The following is a 16523-nucleotide window of genomic DNA, read 5'->3' as shown; positions in this document are numbered from 1 at the left end:
ATATAGAGAGCGGGAAAAGGTATAAAAATTATCCGGCAATATCCTACTCTAACCTTCCTACTAGGTCACTTGGCTCACCCAAAAAGGGCTAGCTTATTTCTTCCACTTTTGCGCAATGTCAACGGCCGTCTGCAACATATGCGGTTCCCACTGCTCTATTTTCCAGGCAGTTTTTGCTAAGGTTGATGCATGGAGCAAGCGCTGAGCTTCGTCAGAGGAGGAAGCCGTTTCTAAGATGTGGGAGAGTTGCAGCTGCTGCTTGTACAACTCCTCGTCTTCTATAATCGAGCTAGGTGGTAGCGGGTGCAACGGCAGGAAAGTATTGGTCAGCGGGCGCGAGGTGTGGTCCCGGTGTTTTGCTACCAAGGCTTGCATCCTCAGAAAATCTTGTCGAAACTGTATTTTACTGGGTTCTGTCTTCAAGCCATTACCTAGCTGCTCTAGCACAACGTATTTCACATTAGGGCACCTAGGTAGCGTGGCATCAAGTAGCTGAAAGACCTCTTCCGGCACGGCTTCATCATGCGTGTCTCGGCGCACCCTTCCGCCCGGCGCCGATACCGAACCTTCCCAGCTGCCTCCCGAAATGTGAATTTCCCGCACCCGATCCGTTGGGTACAACATCACTAGCTCTTCGAACGCAACAGAGAAGTTGTGCAGCTGACAGTATACATTATGCAAGTCTAGAATTAGAAACCCGTTTACTGGCTTTATTAGCTTTTCTAGGAAGGCGCCGTGTTGCTTTACTTCTTCAAGCGAGTAGGAAAAGGCTAGGTTCTCCAGTCCCACCGGGCACTGGCAGGCCTCATAAATTCGGCGCAGCCGGTCTTGGCCAATCCGCAAAGTGGCCTCGCAATAAGGCACATGCAGAGGCGCTCCATAATGAAAATTTTGGCCTGTAAAAAAGCCGAAGTGCTCCGTTATGTGATCAAAGCGAAACTGAGCTGCTAGCTGGTGCAGTTGACGTAGCCATTGCTGCTGTTCAAGCGTCCACTTACCCGATAGCAGCGAGAAAAACATCCCATGCCCCACTAGCCGATTGTGGTTGCTATAGGTGGTCAGTAGTTCGGTGAACCAACTGGGCACCTGCTCGGCCCAGAACAGGGTGTCGAATGACCACTCCAACGCTTCTACTTGGCCTTCTTCCAACAATGGGAAAGCCGCCGATAAAATATCAGCGTCTAGATTGCAGGCGATGGAAGCCAGCATAGTAGGCTCTTGCTCCATAATCAAGCTAGCAATTCAATGGTTTACCCCATCCCACAGGCGGGGCAGTTGACTGGTGTTTTGGCTGTTTCTTTGCCGTTTTTCTCACCTCTTTCGCTCTTAGGCTGGGGGTCCCCATTCTTCGTGCAACTGGTTGCGTGTACAGTTATGCCAACTAGCATGGCGCCAAGTAATGCTTTCGGAAGTTTCATATAAGGGTAATGTAAGGTGAGATATAGTTTCCTGTTTAGAGAAGAGACCAACACCAGAGCAGAGGTTGCATTACACTTTGCATAATCCCTGGTAAATTGTTTCACCTTGTAAACCATAACCTTAGGCATACACAAGCGAACTAGGCAGCAACAGCTTGCACTCGGTTTTAGGACTTACTGCAAGCGCAACAACACTTCCTGCCTTCTCATCGCCTTACACCCACAAGACCGTTTTCTGGCTGAGGCAGGAGTCTACACAAAAGTAAAAAGCTCGTTGGGGAATGCTGATGGCACTATTACTGCACAACGGAAGCTAGCCCTCTGACTGGCAATGTATTTCTTCTACTTCTACTCCTATGCAAAAACTATCCAGCGTATTGCTCATCGATGATGACGCCACAAACAATTTCCTGAACGAGCGCCTGTTACACCGCCTGGAAGTAGCCGACCAACTGATGGTCGCTGAAACGGAACAAGACGCTCTTTTTTTACTTGCTGAGTATGAGACCATCCCTCCTGCTCTCATTCTGCTCGACCTAAAAGTACCGGGTATGACGGGCATTGAGTTCTTGGAGCAATACAAAGCCCAGCAGCAGGAACAAGCTACGGTAGTAATTATGCACCCAGCCACGATGGATGCTCAGGACCTAGCGCTGGTAAACGGGCTACCTATTAATGGGTTAATTAGCAAGCCGCTTACAGAAGAGAAAATAGACCAAATCCTTCAGCTTCACTTCCAACGCGCGCTATCGGCTTAAACACTTCTACTCTTCTTTGTTTATTCCGGCCACAACGACGAGAAGATAGCCTTCTCGTAAGCGCGTGTTGGTTTCCTCACTAGCAAGCCAAAGCGTTGCTTTGGCTGCTACCTATCCTTTAGTGAATTTTATAGCGCTGTTGTACAATACTAAGTTTTAAGCTTATAATTTAGCTTTTTTAATACGCCGTCCCTGCCTTACCAACAGCCTTCTTACGCTGTTTTCTGTCCGAATGAAGTACTCTTTCTCTCCGTTTGCAGCTCTTGCTCCTACGCTGGTTCTCTTGCTCGCCATGCAGTTTTCTGCCTTGGCTCAAACGGCACAACGTCGTACCAGTATTGGCTTGAATGGCAGTGTATTGCAATACAAAGGGGACTTCGGCTCGGAGTACTGGCAGTTTACGCAGAAACGCTACGCGCCCGGATTGGCTATCAACCAGTACTTAACTAAGGGTATCGACCTAAATGCGCAGCTTTTCTACGGTCAGCTTACAGGTCAACCCAGCACCACTACTTCGTTTACCAGCACACTAGTCAACGCCAACCTAGGTTTCAAATTCAAACTGAATAATGGCTGGGCCTTATCTGAGAGGGCCGTCATTCAGCCCTATTTGTTTGCTGGTTCGGGCTGGACTTTTGTCAGTCGGACGGGACTGGCCGACGGTGTCCGTATCAACACTGAAAAAGGCTACGTTGATGTGCTAGCTGGTGCGGGAATAAATTTTCGTTTGGGTGGTGGCTTGGGCCTTTTCGTGCAAAGCAGCCAGCACCTACCAATGCATGCTGACTTAGATGGCCTGACCCAAGGTACCCCGCCGCAGTGGGCCGATCGTTTTTTGCAGCATACTGTAGGCCTGACAATCAACTTAGGCCAGGCACCTGATGCAGATGAAGACGGCGTAGCAGATCGGCTCGATCAATGCCCACACACACCAAATGATATCGAAGTAGATTCACACGGCTGCCCCCTCGACGACGATCAGGATGGCGTTCCGAACTATCAGGACCAGTGCCCTTCTATTCCTGGAAAAGCAGAGGTACATGGTTGCCCAGATAAGGATAATGACGGTGTGGACGACGTAGATGACGCCTGCCCGGACAAGGCCGGTCCAATTGAGCTACATGGCTGCCCGGACACGGATCAGGATGGCGTAAGTGATACCGATGATCAGTGCCCTGATACACCTGCTGGCACGGCTGTGGATGCGCAAGGCTGTCCTGCTCCAAGTGCCCCCTCTGACACAGTTGCCAGTAGCCAGAAGGGTACTGCAAGCCTTGACCTTGATGGTGATGGTATACCCAACACCGAAGATCGTTGCCCCAACCATGCGGGTCCAGCTTCCAACCATGGCTGCCCCGAAATTCAAGCGGCAACTCGCCAGCGTTTGCGGGAGGCAACCAAACTGATTGGTTTTGAGCGTAACAATGCGACGCTGCTGCCAACTTCTTACGCCACTCTCGATACCATTGCGCGCATTCTGACGCAGTATCCTAATTACTCATTGAGTATTGCTGGTCACACCGATAGTCAAGGCCCGGCAGCCTTCAACTTACGCCTGTCTCGCGAGCGAGCGGCCTCTGCTCGCCGCTACTTGCTTGAGCATGGGCTGCCAGAAGCTCGCGTCGAATGGCGCGGTTACGGCCCGCGCTATCCGCTTGCATCTAACAAAACCGACGCTGGCCGTGCCCGTAACCGCCGAGTAGAATTCGATTTGTTTTTAACTGGCGACCCTAACACTGCGCAGACCAAATATGGCAAAGAGCCAACACTTACTGCTCCAACCATTCCTAACAAGGGCAAAGTTACCCCTTTGAAGAAAAAACCGGTACATAAAAAGGTTGCTAGTAAGGCACGCTCGCGCAAACAAGTTACTCGGTCGAAATCGGTACGCACACCCCGCAAAGCGCCGAAACAACCTACGCTAGAGTGGTAACTAGCTTCTTACTGTATGAGTAACTAAGGTACCGCAAGCAAGCCTATGCGCCTAGGCCAATACAATTTCCTAGGCGCATAGGCTTGTAATTTGCCTAGCAGGCGAAGATGTTATTAGAAAGTACCCTTACATCAGTAGCTTAGCAAAGCTCTTGGGTGGGCGCTAAGGCGAACTACACATCGCCTCTTAAAGCATAGTGACCAAGCAGTTAGACGACACAAACAAAAAAGCCACCTAGCGAGCTAGGTGGCTTTTTAATGTGGCCCCGATTGGATTCGAACCAATGACCGGCTGCTTAGAAGGCAGCTGCTCTATCCAACTGAGCTACGGGGTCGGAGGAAAGTTCCGGCCCGGTGACCGGGGCAATGTGGTAAAATGTCGGGGTGGCAGGATTCGAACCTACGACCTCCTGCTCCCAAAGCAGGCGCGATACCGGGCTACGCTACACCCCGAAAACTAACTAGCAAGCTTTTCTTGTGCATTCTTCCTGAAACTAGTTCAGTTTTTAACACCTAAAAACTTGCTATAAAACAAAAGCGGAGAGAGGGGGATTCGAACCCCCGGTAGCCTTTAGAGCTACGGCAGTTTAGCAAACTACTGGTTTCAGCCACTCACCCATCTCTCCTAAAGAGGGCCCCTTCCGTCTGAAGAGTGCGCAAATATACGACTAGAATGGAAAAACAAACCCTGTGATAAAAATTATCTTTCAACATCTTTGCGCGGCGGCAGTAGAGTAGCTGATTAACTGAGTAGTTACCTATCAAAAAAAATATTCAATTAGGGGGTGCTACCGTCCGCTTACTCACCAAAGTAATCTAAAACTCTTGAATTGGGCATATCCGCTTTCCTGGCCTGAACTAACGATCCTCATCGCCTTCGTCGTTTTGTATATAGGGTATGCGGTACGTACCTGGCGCCTAGCGGCACCACTTGGGCAACGTGGTTGGCGCCTAGGCTGGAAGCTTGTTCTACGAGGATTAGCTTTCGCTCTGCTGACCGTAGCGCTACTAGGACCAGCCTACGGTGTAACACAGCAACCCGTCCGGACAGCCGGCAAAGATGTCTGGCTGCTCGTAGACTTATCGCGCTCCATGGACGCTTCGGACGTAGCTCCAACGCGGCTCCAAAAAGCTCAAGCTGAGCTTAGTGCTCTTATTAATCGTTTTCAAGCTGATCGGGTGGGCCTTATTGTGTTCAGCTCCGAAGCGTATGTACAGTGTCCTCTCACCTACGATCAAAATGCGTTGCATCTGTTTATCAACACGTTGCAAACCAACCTAATTACTGCGGGCAGTACAAATTTAGCGGCACCTTTGGAGTTGGCTCTTACTCGCTTACGTGCGACATCGCAGGCAGTGGGTGCGCCCCCGCGGGCGGCTGTGCTCGTACTCATTACAGACGGCGAGGATTTTGGGGAGAACTTAGAGCCAACCGTTCGGGTGCTTACTCGCTCGGGTGCCCGCCTTTTCACCATGGGCGTAGGCACAGTGGAAGGTATACGTTTGCTTCGCGCCAATGGCCGCGCCTTACGCGATAGTAGGGGCCGTGAAGTAGTGAGCCGATTAACGCCCACGCCGCTGCGCAGGCTTGCTGCCCAAACCGGAGGACAGTATTTTGAACTTACTGACCGCCGAAATGAATTTCCTTCGTTGGTAAATGCGCTAAACCGTGTGGAAGGTCAAGCCGAGCAAGTGCGCACCGTGTCAGTAGCCGACAACCGATACCGGTACCCACTGGCACTAGCATTAGCCTTATTGGCCCTGGACGTTTTGTTAACTATCAGAGTGATTCGACCGTGAAAGCTAGCTTGGCAATAGTGTTGGTGATAGTAGGCGGCTGGGGTGGCCTTACACGCGTACACAATCGGAATGAGGCGGTGCAACAAGCAGCAGTGCAGTATGCCCGTGGTAATTTTGTTGCTGCCGCCAATTTGTACCAGCAGGCAGTAGAGCAATATGGAGGGCACCAAGAAGAGTTACTGCTTAACTTAGCACAATCTTGCGCGCGTGCCGGTCGGGTTGCAGAGGCGCAGGCTTATTATGGCCGCTTGCTTACTAGTCATACGCGCACGGTGCGAGGTGCAGCGCAGCAACAACTAGCTGCATTACGAGCGCAACAAGGAGAGTATGCACAAGCCGTTGGCCTATTCCGTCAGGCACTACTCACGAATCCGCGCAGTTCAACAGCCCGCTACAACTACGAAGTGCTTAGCAACTACCTAGCTCAGAACGGCAACTCACCACGCATTCCTCCATCCGCTTCGCGCCGCCCAAAGCCTGAACAGCAACCATTTGATGCGTCGAATAGCCAGCCACAAGCAGGTGCGCAAGCTGGCAATGAGCAGCAAGGGCAACTTGATGACCTTACGCAGCCCGATGATCCACGTAATCCGGAGCAGACCAAGCAGGATCCAAACAGTAGGCGTGATCCTAACCAACGCAGCACGGCCGATGGTTCGAGCGCCCAGGGAGGTTTTCAGCCCGGCGTTGGCCCCCGACGCAACGTAGCCGGTGGCACTGAACCTGGTACGACCCGTGGGCTAGATACGGATGCCGAAGGTTCTGCTTCGGGGCGTCATCGCGCAGGCACTGACCCGGCTACACTCAATGAGGCGCAATTGCAAACGCAACGCGCCCGACTGCAACAGATGAATCTTAGTACTGGCCAAGCCCGGCAGCTGCTAGAAGCACTGAGCACCGCCGAACAACAGTATTTACAGCAAATTCCTCACAAAGCGTCTAGCAAGCCTGCCCCTGGTCAACCCACGTGGTAATTATCGTGCTTTGACAACGGGCCGGGTTAACGGCATAGCACGGAAAGTAGAAGGACCTCTCCCTTCTCCCTAGCTTTCGTTATTGCTTGTGCAGCCCACACGCTTTCTGGCTCCCTGATATTGTGTAGCCAGCACCTAGCCTAGCTATGCTTTTCACCCTAGCGCTCTTGGCTTGCCTCGCCTGTGCTTACATTAGTACCTTTTATTCCACCCATCTAGTACCACAGAACCACCCTTTTTATGCAGACCAAAGAAGTTTATATTGTTGCTGCTGTCCGAACGCCCATTGGTAGTTTCGGAGGCGCTTTATCGTCCTTTTCAGCCACCGAGCTAGGTGGTATTGCGCTGAAGGGCGCGCTGGAGAGAGCAGGCGTTGCACCAAGTGAAGTAGAGCAGGTGATAATGGGTAATGTCATTTCGGCCAACCTAGGTCAGGCACCTGCTCGCCAAGCGGCTCGCAAAGCAGGCTTGCCCGACACGGTAGAGTGCACCACTGTTAATAAGGTGTGTGCTTCTGGTTCCAAAGCCATCATGTTTGCGGCTCAAGCTATTATGCTTGGGCAGGCCGACGTGATTCTGGCAGGCGGTATGGAAAGTATGTCGAACGTACCTTATTACCTTGATAAAGCACGCTTCGGCGCCAAATATGGCCATGGCCAGATGATTGATGGCCTAATGAAGGATGGCCTTTGGGATCCTTACCACGATTATGCGATGGGCAACGCGGCCGAGAACACGGCCAAAGAAATGGGCTTCACCCGCGAGCAGCAGGATGAGTTTGCGCTTGAGTCGTACCGCCGCAGTGCTCAGGCGGCGCAAGCCGGCAAGAAAAAGGACGAGATTATTCCTATTACTATTGAGAGCCGCGGCAAGACGGTAGTAATCGAGGATGATGAGGAATATCTCAAAGTCGATTTTGCCAAAGTACCTGGGCTGAAACCCGCCTTTCTGAAGGAAGGAGGCACCGTGACGGCAGCTAATGCCTCCACGCTTAATGATGGCGCGGCGGCGGTATTGCTCATGAGCAAGGAAAAAGCCGCCGAGCTAGGTGTTACGCCGCTGGCCAAGATCCTGGGCTTTGCCGATGCAGAACAAGCACCGGAGTGGTTCACGACTTCGCCTTCCCTTGCTATTCCCAAAGCTCTCAAACATGCCGGAATTGCGGCATCGGAGGTTGATTTTTATGAAATCAACGAAGCTTTCTCTGTTGTGTCGCTAGCAAACAATAAGCTGTTAAACCTAGAGGGCACCAAAGTAAATATATACGGCGGCGCGGTGTCGCTAGGCCATCCGCTTGGGGCATCGGGCGCCCGTATCGTGACAACGCTAGTGAATGTGCTACGTCAGGAAGGCGGTAATATTGGCGTGACCGGTATTTGCAACGGCGGCGGCGGTGCCAGCAGTATTGTGCTGCAAAAGCTCTAGATTTTCAGTAAAAACACTAGAAAGCCCACATTTTTTTTGAAAATGTGGGCTTTTTTGCTATATTTTTAAACTTTTGAATTTATTTTTACAAAATTTGATTCGTAACACAACATATTCTGTTGCACCTTACCAATCAAGTTTATTGCCTTTCTCTACCCGCCACGACATAACCAATACCGATGAAGCCATTTAGCGCTGAAGCCCCAGGTTTGTATCGTTCAGAATTTGAACATGACTCCTGCGGAACCGGATTTATCACGACAATCAATGGGCATCGCTCCCACCAGATTATCAGTGATGCCCTCACGATTTTGGAGAATATGGAACACCGGGGCGCTTGCGGCTGCGACGCCGATTCCGGCGACGGAGCAGGTATCCTTTTGCAGGTACCGCACGAGTTCTTTTTAGAAGAATGTCTGGCGTTGAACATTCGCCTGCCCGAGCCTGGCTGTTATGGCGTGGGCATGGTGTTCATGCCGAAGAAAATTGCGGCCAAGGCAGAATGTCGTGCCGTTATTAGCCAAGCAGCTGAAAAGCTAGGTTTGCCGTTGCTTGGCTACCGCAAGGTACCTGTCAATCCGAACGGCATTGGCGAAACGGCGCTGGCAGCGGAGCCTGATATGGAACAGGTGTTTTTCTCCCGGCCAGCGCACATCCGCACCGCAGAGGATTTTGAGCGCAAGCTGTACGTATTGCGACGCTTCATCACCAAAACGGTGAATGCCAATTCCGACAAGCAGGTAGCTGATAGCTTCTATTTCACCTCGCTTTCCTGCCGGGTTATTATTTATAAAGGACAGCTGACAACTTTCCAGGTCCGTAATTACTTCCCAGATCTGTCGGATGAGCGCGTGACGTCAGCCTTCGGCATGATTCACTCCCGCTTTTCTACCAACACCTTCCCATCGTGGAAGCTAGCACAGCCCTTCCGCATGCTAGCGCACAACGGGGAGATTAATACGCTGACCGGCAACCTGAACTGGTTTTATGCCGGCTTGCGCTCCTACGCCTCGCCATACTTCTCAAAAGAGGAGATGGATATGCTGCTCCCGGTTATTGATAACAACCAATCGGATTCGGCCTGCCTCGACAACATCATTGAAGTGCTTCTGCACTCAGGTCGTTCGTTGCCTCACGTAATGATGATGCTGGTACCAGAAGCTTGGGACGGCAACGAACAGATGGACCCGCTGAAGAAAGCCTTTTATGAGTTCCACGCTACCTTCATGGAGCCGTGGGATGGCCCAGCCGCGCTTACTTTTACCGATGGCAAGATTATCGGTTCAATGCTGGACCGTAACGGTCTGCGACCGCTGCGTTACGTGGTGACCAACGACGGCCGCGTACTTGTAGCCTCTGAAGCTGGCGTGCTCACTATCGATGAGAAAACCGTGGTAGAGAAAGGCCGTTTGCAGCCTGGCAAGATGTTCTTGGTAGATACGACGGCTGGCAAAATTATCACCGACCAAGAAATTAAAACAGAGCTAGCTACCCGTCAGCCGTATGGGCAGTGGCTGGAGAACTACAAGATCCGGTTGGAGGAATTACCTGAGCCCCGCGTAGCCTTCACGGAGCTAGCTAGCGAGTCAGTGTTTCGTTATCATAAGGTGTTTGGCTACACCCGCGAGGACATCGAAACTATCATCAAACCGATGGCCCTCGATGCGAAGGAGCCCATTGGCTCCATGGGAACCGATGTGCCGCTAGCAGTCCTCTCCGACCGACCGCAGCATTTATCTAGCTACTTCAAGCAGTTCTTCGCGCAGGTTACCAACCCACCAATTGACCCAATTCGGGAGCGCCTAGTAATGAGTTTGGCGACTTTCATTGGCAACAACGGCAACATCTTGGACGAGGACAAGATGCACTGTCACTGCGTAGCCCTTCGCCAGCCCATCCTGACGAACCTAGAGCTAGAGAAGCTTCGCAGCATCGACACGGGTATGTTCAACGCCAAGACGCTACAAACCTACTTCAAGGCTGATGGTAAGCCAAGCTCCCTAAAGAGCGGTTTAGATCGGTTGTGCCGCTACGCGGAAGATGCTGTGGAAGACGGGTTCGAAGTTCTGATCCTCTCCGACCGCGCCGTCGACTCGGGCCACGCTCCTATTCCATCGTTGTTGGCTGTATCAGCTGTGCATCACCACCTGATCAAAAAAGGCTATCGTGGTTCAGTAGGCTTGGTGGTCGAGGCTGGCGATGTATGGGAAGTACACCATTTCGCTTGCTTGCTCGCTTTTGGTGCTACGGCTATCAACCCATACCTAGCACTGGCGAGCTTGTACACAATGAAAAGCGAAGGCAAGCTAGAGACGTCACTCGACATCAAGCAACTCAACAAAAATTACATCAAAGCGGTGTGCGATGGTTTGCTGAAGATCTTCTCGAAAATGGGGATTTCGACCCTTCAGTCGTATCACGGTTCTCAGATCTTCGAGATTCTAGGTATTCAGCAGGACGTGGTCGACCGCTACTTCACGGGCGCAGTTACCCGCATCGGCGGCTTAGACCTCGACAGCATTGCCCGCGAAACCCTCTACAAGCACAACAACGGCTTTAGCGATAGTGATTCAGAGCCACACTTGCTGCCCGAAGGTGGCATCTACCAGTGGAAGCGCCGCGGCGAAGCACACTTGTTTAACCCTCAAACGGTGCACTTGCTACAAAACGCAACGCGCACCGGCAACTACGAAGTGTACAAGAACTATGCGGCCTTGATCAATGAGCAGGGCAGCAAGATGTTCACCATCCGGGGGCTGTTAGATTTCGCGCACCACCGCGAGCGTATCTCCCTGGACGAAGTTGAGCCCGCAGAAAGCATCATGAAGCGTTTTGCGACTGGAGCCATGTCTTTCGGCTCTATCTCGCACGAAGCGCATAGCACCCTAGCTATTGCCATGAACCGCATTGGTGGCAAGAGCAACACGGGCGAAGGGGGCGAAGATCCGTTACGCTATGAGAAGATGGCGAACGGCGACTCGATGCGTTCGGCCATCAAGCAGATCGCCTCAGCTCGTTTTGGAGTCACGGCGCATTATCTAACCAATGCCGATGAGCTACAAATCAAGATGGCACAGGGTGCTAAACCCGGCGAAGGTGGTCAGTTGCCTGGTCACAAGGTAGACGAATGGATTGCAAAAGTACGTCACTCCACGCCCGGTGTAGGCTTGATTTCGCCGCCGCCTCACCACGACATCTACTCCATTGAAGACCTAGCTCAGCTGATTTTTGACCTAAAGAATGCTAACCGTGCTGCTCGCATCAATGTGAAGCTAGTATCGAAGGCGGGCGTAGGAACTATTGCGGCTGGCGTTGCCAAAGCTCACGCCGACGTGATTCTGATTGCGGGCTACGATGGTGGCACGGGCGCTTCACCTGTTAGCTCGATCAAGCATGCCGGCTTACCCTGGGAGCTAGGTCTCGCAGAAGCGCACCAAACGCTTGTACGCAACAAGCTCCGCAGCCGAGTAGTGCTTCAAACTGATGGCCAGCTCAAAACGGGCCGCGACCTAGCTATTGCTGCCTTACTGGGCGCCGAAGAATGGGGTGTGGCCACGGCTGCACTCGTGGCGGGCGGCTGTATCATGATGCGCAAGTGCCACCTGAATACTTGCCCCGTTGGTGTGGCAACCCAAGATCCGGAGTTGCGCAAGTTATTCAGCGGTCAGCCCGAGCATATTGTGAACTTGTTCCGCTTCTTAGCCGAAGAGTTGCGTGAAATCATGGCCGACCTAGGTTTCCGCACCGTCAACGAGATGGTAGGGCGCACGCAGTTCCTCAAAATGAAGGATGGTCTTGACCATTGGAAAGCGCGTCAGCTTGACCTTTCTGGGCTTCTAGCTCCCGTCTCAAATCCTTCCGGCGCCACCTTATATAATAGCGAAGCACAAGATCATGGCATCGATACCGTGCTCGACTGGGATTTGCTAGCGAAAGCCGGACCAGCCCTCGACGAGAAAACGCCGGTGTTTGCATCCTTCAAAGTCAAAAATACCGACCGTACGATTGGCACCTTGCTCTCCAATGAGGTAACGAAGCGCTACCACGGAGCTGGTTTGCCCGACAACACCATCAACTTCAAGTTCTATGGTTCCGCGGGCCAAAGCTTTGGGGCTTTTGCCGCGAAAGGCTTGTCATTTGAATTAGAAGGTGAGGCCAATGACTACGTAGGCAAGGGTTTATCAGGTGCCGAGCTAGCTATCTACCCAGCTGCTGAGAGCCAGTTTGTACCCGAAGAGAACATCATCATCGGCAACGTGGCGCTATATGGCGCTACCTCTGGCGAACTGTACGCACGTGGCCAAGCTGGCGAGCGATTTGCCGTGCGCAACTCAGGTGCAGTGGCCGTAGTCGAAGGTGTAGGTGACCACGGCTGCGAGTATATGACTGGTGGTCGCGCCCTTATCCTAGGTAAAACGGGACGCAACTTCGCAGCAGGCATGAGTGGTGGTATTGCCTGGGTATACGACCCCGACGGTGTCTTCCCCGAAAACTGCAACCCTGAAATGGTAGAGCTAGAGGGCCTCGATGCTGAAGATGAGGCTTATATCCAGAAGCTATTGCACAAGCATCGTCGCCTTACCCAAAGCCGCTTGGCTGACGAGTTGCTCAACAATTGGGCAGCAGAAGTTGGAAAGTTCGTGAAAGTATTTCCATCGGAGTACAAAAAGGTTGTTCAACAAGCACAGTATCAAGCCGCTCGCTAAGTCATGGGAAAAGTAACAGGGTTCAAAGAATTCGATCGGGAGCTACCCATTAAGTTGCCGGTTGTTGAGCGCATAAACAGCTATCACGAGTTCGTAGGTAAATATTCCGCGCCAGAGCTAAACCACCAGGCGGCTCGCTGCATGAATTGTGGTATCCCCTTCTGTCACTCAGGTTGCCCATTAGGTAACATCATCCCTGAGTTCAATGATGCGGTTTACAAGGAACAGTGGGAGGAAGCTTATAACATCTTGTCTTCCACTAATAACTTTCCCGAGTTCACAGGTCGTATTTGCCCAGCGCCCTGCGAATCGGCTTGTGTCCTAGGTATTAATCGGCCACCCGTTGCTATCGAGGAAATCGAGAAGCACATTATTGAAATCGCATATTCCAAAGGCTACGTAAAAGCAGCGGCGCCTCTACTCCGCTCCGGCAAAACGGTCGCCGTTATTGGCTCAGGTCCTGCTGGCCTAGCGACGGCAGCACAGTTGAACAAGGCTGGTCATAGCGTTACTGTGTTCGAGCGTGACGATGTGCCCGGCGGCTTGCTTCGCTACGGCATTCCTGACTTTAAGCTAGAAAAGTGGGTGATCGAGCGCCGCGTGCAACTGATGCAGGAAGAGGGTATCGTTTTCCAGTGCGGTGTAGAGATTGGCAAGGATATGCCCGCTGCTACCCTACTCCGAGATTTTGACGCCGTAGTGCTAGCTGGTGGTTCTACCATTCCACGTGACCTAAACATTCCTGGCCGCGAGCTCAAAGGCATTCACTTTGCCATGGACTTCTTGAAGCAACAGAATAAGCGCGTTGGGGAACGGGAAGTTTCGCAAGAGCCTATCCTAGCTACTGGGCAAGACGTTGTCGTTATTGGCGGTGGCGATACGGGCTCCGACTGCGTAGGAACTTCTAATCGGCAGAAAGCAGCCAGTGTTCGGCAATTCGAAGTAATGTTTCAACCGCCGAAGGAACGTACACAACACATGCCTTGGCCACTGTTCCCAATGGTGCTTAAGACGACCAGTTCCCATGAAGAAGGCTGTGAGCGTTTTTGGGGAGTCAATACAAAGGCATTCATTGGCGACGAGGACGGCAACTTGAAAGCTCTGCGAGTAGCAGATGTATCGTGGGAAACTGACCTGATGGGTCGGCCAAGCAAGTTTTCTGAAGTAGAAGGCTCAGAGCGAGAAATCCCTTGCCAACGAGTGTTTCTCGCTATGGGCTTCCTGCACCCACAACGCCAGGGACTACTGGAGCAGCTAGGTGTAGAGCTCGATGAGCGAGGAAACGTTAAAGCTCGCGAAGGCTCTTTTCAAACAAGTATTCAAAAGGTATTCGCCGCTGGTGATATGCGCCGTGGTCAATCACTGGTTGTGTGGGCTATTTCCGAGGGTCGAGAAGCTGCACGCAGAGTAGACCTGTTCCTCACTGGCAAGACTGCGTTGCCTAGCAAAGATGCAGTAAGCATGTTTGCGTAAGCAGGAAGATTTTTCTAGTAAGGGGCCTCGTTGTACTTACAACGAGGCCCTTTTACGTTCAGTGCTTCTGACTATTAGGTATAATCCTTCAATTCGAAAGACACTCAATATTCGTTACCTCTATCAGAAATGCTATGTCTATAGCAGTTTGGCGCGACTCTAGCTCGTTATTCTTGTCATCCTAGTTTCCAGTAAAAGAACTGCAGCTTTGTAATCACTAAGCTATTTAGTCTACTCCCTCCTATTCTACTGAGCAAGCTATAGATAGCCAAAACGAAGCTCATTTGAGTAGTGTGAACCTAGCTTTTTATATAGTACAAGCCTAGTTGTCTACTACAGAACGTACTTTATTGCACCTTTTCTCGTTTTTATTCGCATGAAACGTCCTTTCTTACTGCTTTTGCTTGTCTCCTGTACCTTCATCGCTCAAGCACAGAAGATACGTCGCCTTATCACCTATCGCGATTCCACAAACACTAGTATCCGAGAAGTTTACTCAGCCATAGTAGGGGCCGACACCATAATGGAAGGGCCCTATAAACGCTTATATCGTTCTGGCAAGGTAGAAGCCCAAACCCGTTACGCTGGCGGCAAAAGAGATAGTGCGTATGTAGAATTTCATCCAAGCGGTCAACGTCGCCTAGAAGTTACCTATCGGCAAGGTGTTCGGCAAGGCCCTTTCAAAACCTATTATGAGACGGGCAAGGTAGCGCAAGAAGGTGCCTATGAGAATGATCAACCCACAGGCATTTTGCGAACGTACCATCCCAACGGTGAAGTAAAGTTAGAAACTACCCTCACCAATGGTCAGCCTGCTGGTACAGTCCGAGAACTATATCCATCCGGTAAACCCAAAGTAGAAATTACTTATCAAAACGGTCAAGCGAACGGTCCAGTTAAAACATTCTATCCTAATGGTCAACTTCAAAGTGAAGCTACTTATCGGGGCGGTCTGTTAGCAGGTACCTACAAAACATATTACGATAATGGCCAAGTCGAAACGGAAATCTTAGCTGATAAGGCCGGCCGCGGTAGCTATCGTAGCTATTATTCCTCTGGTAAGCTGCGCACCGAAGGCAACTATGTAGCCGCCGCTTTAACGGGACGTAACATAACGAACCCTCTGGCTGATGACCTCACAAAACGCGCTACATCTTTAGCAGGTGGCACTAGCAATTTAGATGGTCCCGCAAAGGCTTACTATGAGAGTGGCGCTATTCGCAGTAAGATGACCTACCGCAATGGGACTCTCAGTGGGCTAGCCCAAGACTTCTTTGAATCAGGCAAAGTTGAGCGTGAAACAGATTATGCCAATCAAGCACGCGACCGTAAAGTCACGGCGTATTTTTCGGAGGGAGGAATCCACCAAGAACAGCAATTTAAAAATAACCTCCCTGTTGGCAATTGGCGCACCTTCTATCCCAACAGCAAGCAGATACAAAGTCAGGAGACTTATGTAGCAGGTAAGCTTTCAGGGGAAAAACTCATCTATTATTCTAACGGCACTGTGCAAACCCGCCTGACTTATGAGAATGGCCGACCAATAGGTCTTGGGCAAGAATTCTATATATCAGGTAAGCTCAAAACGGAAACCACATACGTAAAAGGTAGTAAGCTAGGTCCTTTTAAGCAACTTAGAGAAGATGGGACAACTGAAGTAGTTGGTGCTTATCGGAACAATAAAGAAACTGGGGTCTGGACATACTTCGGACCAGATGGAAAGACCATCACTCAAAGAAAGACGTTTAGAAATGGGCAAGTAGTTTCCTCTGCTAACAAGTGAAGCCTTTCCGGTATCATAGTAGGTTTTACTCAAGAAAAAAGTTTAGCTACTTGTTGCAATCTCAGATAGGTTTACTACTTTTGCAGCCCGTTCACGAGCAAATGGCCTGTGAAGTATTTGATAAGAGATTGTCGCAAAAAAAATTTTACGACAGTATTTGCAAAAGACGATCACTTGGTTGTAGTTTTGCACCCCGCTTCAAGGCCAACCCATAAAGGTTGCAGCGGGGCAGAAAAAAAGTTGTCAAAATAGTT

The 16523-nt window shown here is 51.1% G+C and carries 10 protein-coding genes and 3 tRNA genes; 8 read left to right on the top strand and 5 right to left on the bottom strand.

Annotation, left to right across the window (positions count from 1 at the left end):
* Positions 1 to 93 precede the first annotated feature (93 nt).
* Together BXP70_RS26350 and BXP70_RS31190 are read right to left on the bottom strand one after the other, a co-directional pair.
* Complete coding sequence (locus tag BXP70_RS26350) at positions 94 to 1209, bottom strand: multinuclear nonheme iron-dependent oxidase (RefSeq protein ID WP_218779874.1); 1116 nt, start codon at positions 1207 to 1209, stop codon at positions 94 to 96.
* Positions 1210 to 1250: 41 nt separating this feature from the next.
* Complete coding sequence (locus BXP70_RS31190) at positions 1251 to 1418, bottom strand: chryseobasin-related MNIO class RiPP peptide (RefSeq protein ID WP_449404451.1); 168 nt, start codon at positions 1416 to 1418, stop codon at positions 1251 to 1253.
* A gap of 356 nt (positions 1419 to 1774) precedes the next feature.
* On the opposite strand from BXP70_RS31190, the gene BXP70_RS26340 reads away from it, so the two are divergent.
* Both BXP70_RS26340 and BXP70_RS30985 read left to right on the top strand, forming a co-directional pair.
* Positions 1775 to 2176: a response regulator gene (locus BXP70_RS26340; RefSeq protein ID WP_086597117.1), complete on the top strand. Its 402-nt coding sequence runs from the start codon at positions 1775 to 1777 to the stop codon at positions 2174 to 2176.
* A gap of 232 nt (positions 2177 to 2408) precedes the next feature.
* Complete coding sequence (locus BXP70_RS30985; protein WP_086597116.1) at positions 2409 to 4109, top strand: OmpA family protein; 1701 nt, start codon at positions 2409 to 2411, stop codon at positions 4107 to 4109.
* A 260-nt stretch (positions 4110 to 4369) separates the two neighbouring features.
* Here the strand turns inward: BXP70_RS30985 and BXP70_RS26330 are convergent.
* The 3 genes from BXP70_RS26330 to BXP70_RS26320 form a co-directional block, all read right to left on the bottom strand.
* A tRNA-Arg gene (locus BXP70_RS26330) sits at positions 4370 to 4443 on the bottom strand.
* Between the two features lie 44 nt (positions 4444 to 4487).
* Positions 4488 to 4561: transfer RNA gene (locus BXP70_RS26325), tRNA-Pro, on the bottom strand.
* Positions 4562 to 4646: 85 nt separating this feature from the next.
* A tRNA-Ser gene (locus BXP70_RS26320) sits at positions 4647 to 4734 on the bottom strand.
* Positions 4735 to 4933: 199 nt separating this feature from the next.
* Here BXP70_RS26320 and BXP70_RS26315 point away from each other — a divergent pair.
* The 6 genes from BXP70_RS26315 (at position 4934) to BXP70_RS26290 (ending at position 16269) form a co-directional block, all read left to right on the top strand.
* A complete protein-coding gene (locus BXP70_RS26315; RefSeq protein ID WP_317044490.1) occupies positions 4934 to 5908 on the top strand; it encodes a vWA domain-containing protein in 975 nt (324 codons plus the stop codon).
* On the top strand, positions 5905 to 6882 hold the full coding sequence (locus BXP70_RS26310) for a tetratricopeptide repeat protein (protein WP_086597114.1): 978 nt from the start codon (positions 5905 to 5907) through the stop codon (positions 6880 to 6882). Before BXP70_RS26315 ends, BXP70_RS26310 begins: the two co-directional genes overlap by 4 nt.
* A 240-nt stretch (positions 6883 to 7122) precedes the next feature.
* Positions 7123 to 8307: an acetyl-CoA C-acyltransferase gene (locus BXP70_RS26305; protein ID WP_086597113.1), complete on the top strand. Its 1185-nt coding sequence runs from the start codon at positions 7123 to 7125 to the stop codon at positions 8305 to 8307.
* Between the two features lie 179 nt (positions 8308 to 8486).
* Positions 8487 to 13013, top strand: coding sequence for a glutamate synthase large subunit (gltB, locus tag BXP70_RS26300; protein ID WP_086597112.1), 4527 nt, complete (start codon positions 8487 to 8489; stop codon positions 13011 to 13013).
* A 3-nt stretch (positions 13014 to 13016) separates the two neighbouring features.
* Complete coding sequence (locus BXP70_RS26295) at positions 13017 to 14486, top strand: glutamate synthase subunit beta (protein ID WP_086597111.1); 1470 nt, start codon at positions 13017 to 13019, stop codon at positions 14484 to 14486.
* Positions 14487 to 14862: 376 nt separating this feature from the next.
* Positions 14863 to 16269, top strand: coding sequence for a toxin-antitoxin system YwqK family antitoxin (locus tag BXP70_RS26290; RefSeq protein WP_086597110.1), 1407 nt, complete (start codon positions 14863 to 14865; stop codon positions 16267 to 16269).
* The last annotated feature ends 254 nt before the right edge of the window (positions 16270 to 16523 follow it).

The sequence above is a fragment of the Hymenobacter crusticola genome, from assembly GCF_002154225.1.
Lineage (GTDB): Bacteria > Bacteroidota > Bacteroidia > Cytophagales > Hymenobacteraceae > Hymenobacter > Hymenobacter crusticola.
Note: the sequence above shows the minus strand (reverse complement) of the source record. Positions and strands in the feature narration are given on the sequence as shown.

Excerpts from the sequence above, each read along its gene's own strand:
- BXP70_RS26350 (WP_218779874.1), bottom strand. The coding sequence starts at position 1,209 with ATGCTGGCTTCCATCGCCTGCAATCTAGACGCTGATATTTTATCGGCG.
- BXP70_RS31190 (WP_449404451.1), bottom strand. The coding sequence starts at position 1,418 with ATGAAACTTCCGAAAGCATTACTTGGCGCCATGCTAGTTGGCATAACT.
- BXP70_RS26340 (WP_086597117.1), top strand. The coding sequence starts at position 1,775 with ATGCAAAAACTATCCAGCGTATTGCTCATCGATGATGACGCCACAAAC.
- BXP70_RS30985 (WP_086597116.1), top strand. The coding sequence starts at position 2,409 with ATGAAGTACTCTTTCTCTCCGTTTGCAGCTCTTGCTCCTACGCTGGTT.
- BXP70_RS26305 (WP_086597113.1), top strand. The coding sequence starts at position 7,123 with ATGCAGACCAAAGAAGTTTATATTGTTGCTGCTGTCCGAACGCCCATT.
- gltB (WP_086597112.1), top strand. The coding sequence starts at position 8,487 with ATGAAGCCATTTAGCGCTGAAGCCCCAGGTTTGTATCGTTCAGAATTT.
- BXP70_RS26295 (WP_086597111.1), top strand. The coding sequence starts at position 13,017 with ATGGGAAAAGTAACAGGGTTCAAAGAATTCGATCGGGAGCTACCCATT.
- BXP70_RS26290 (WP_086597110.1), top strand. The coding sequence starts at position 14,863 with ATGAAACGTCCTTTCTTACTGCTTTTGCTTGTCTCCTGTACCTTCATC.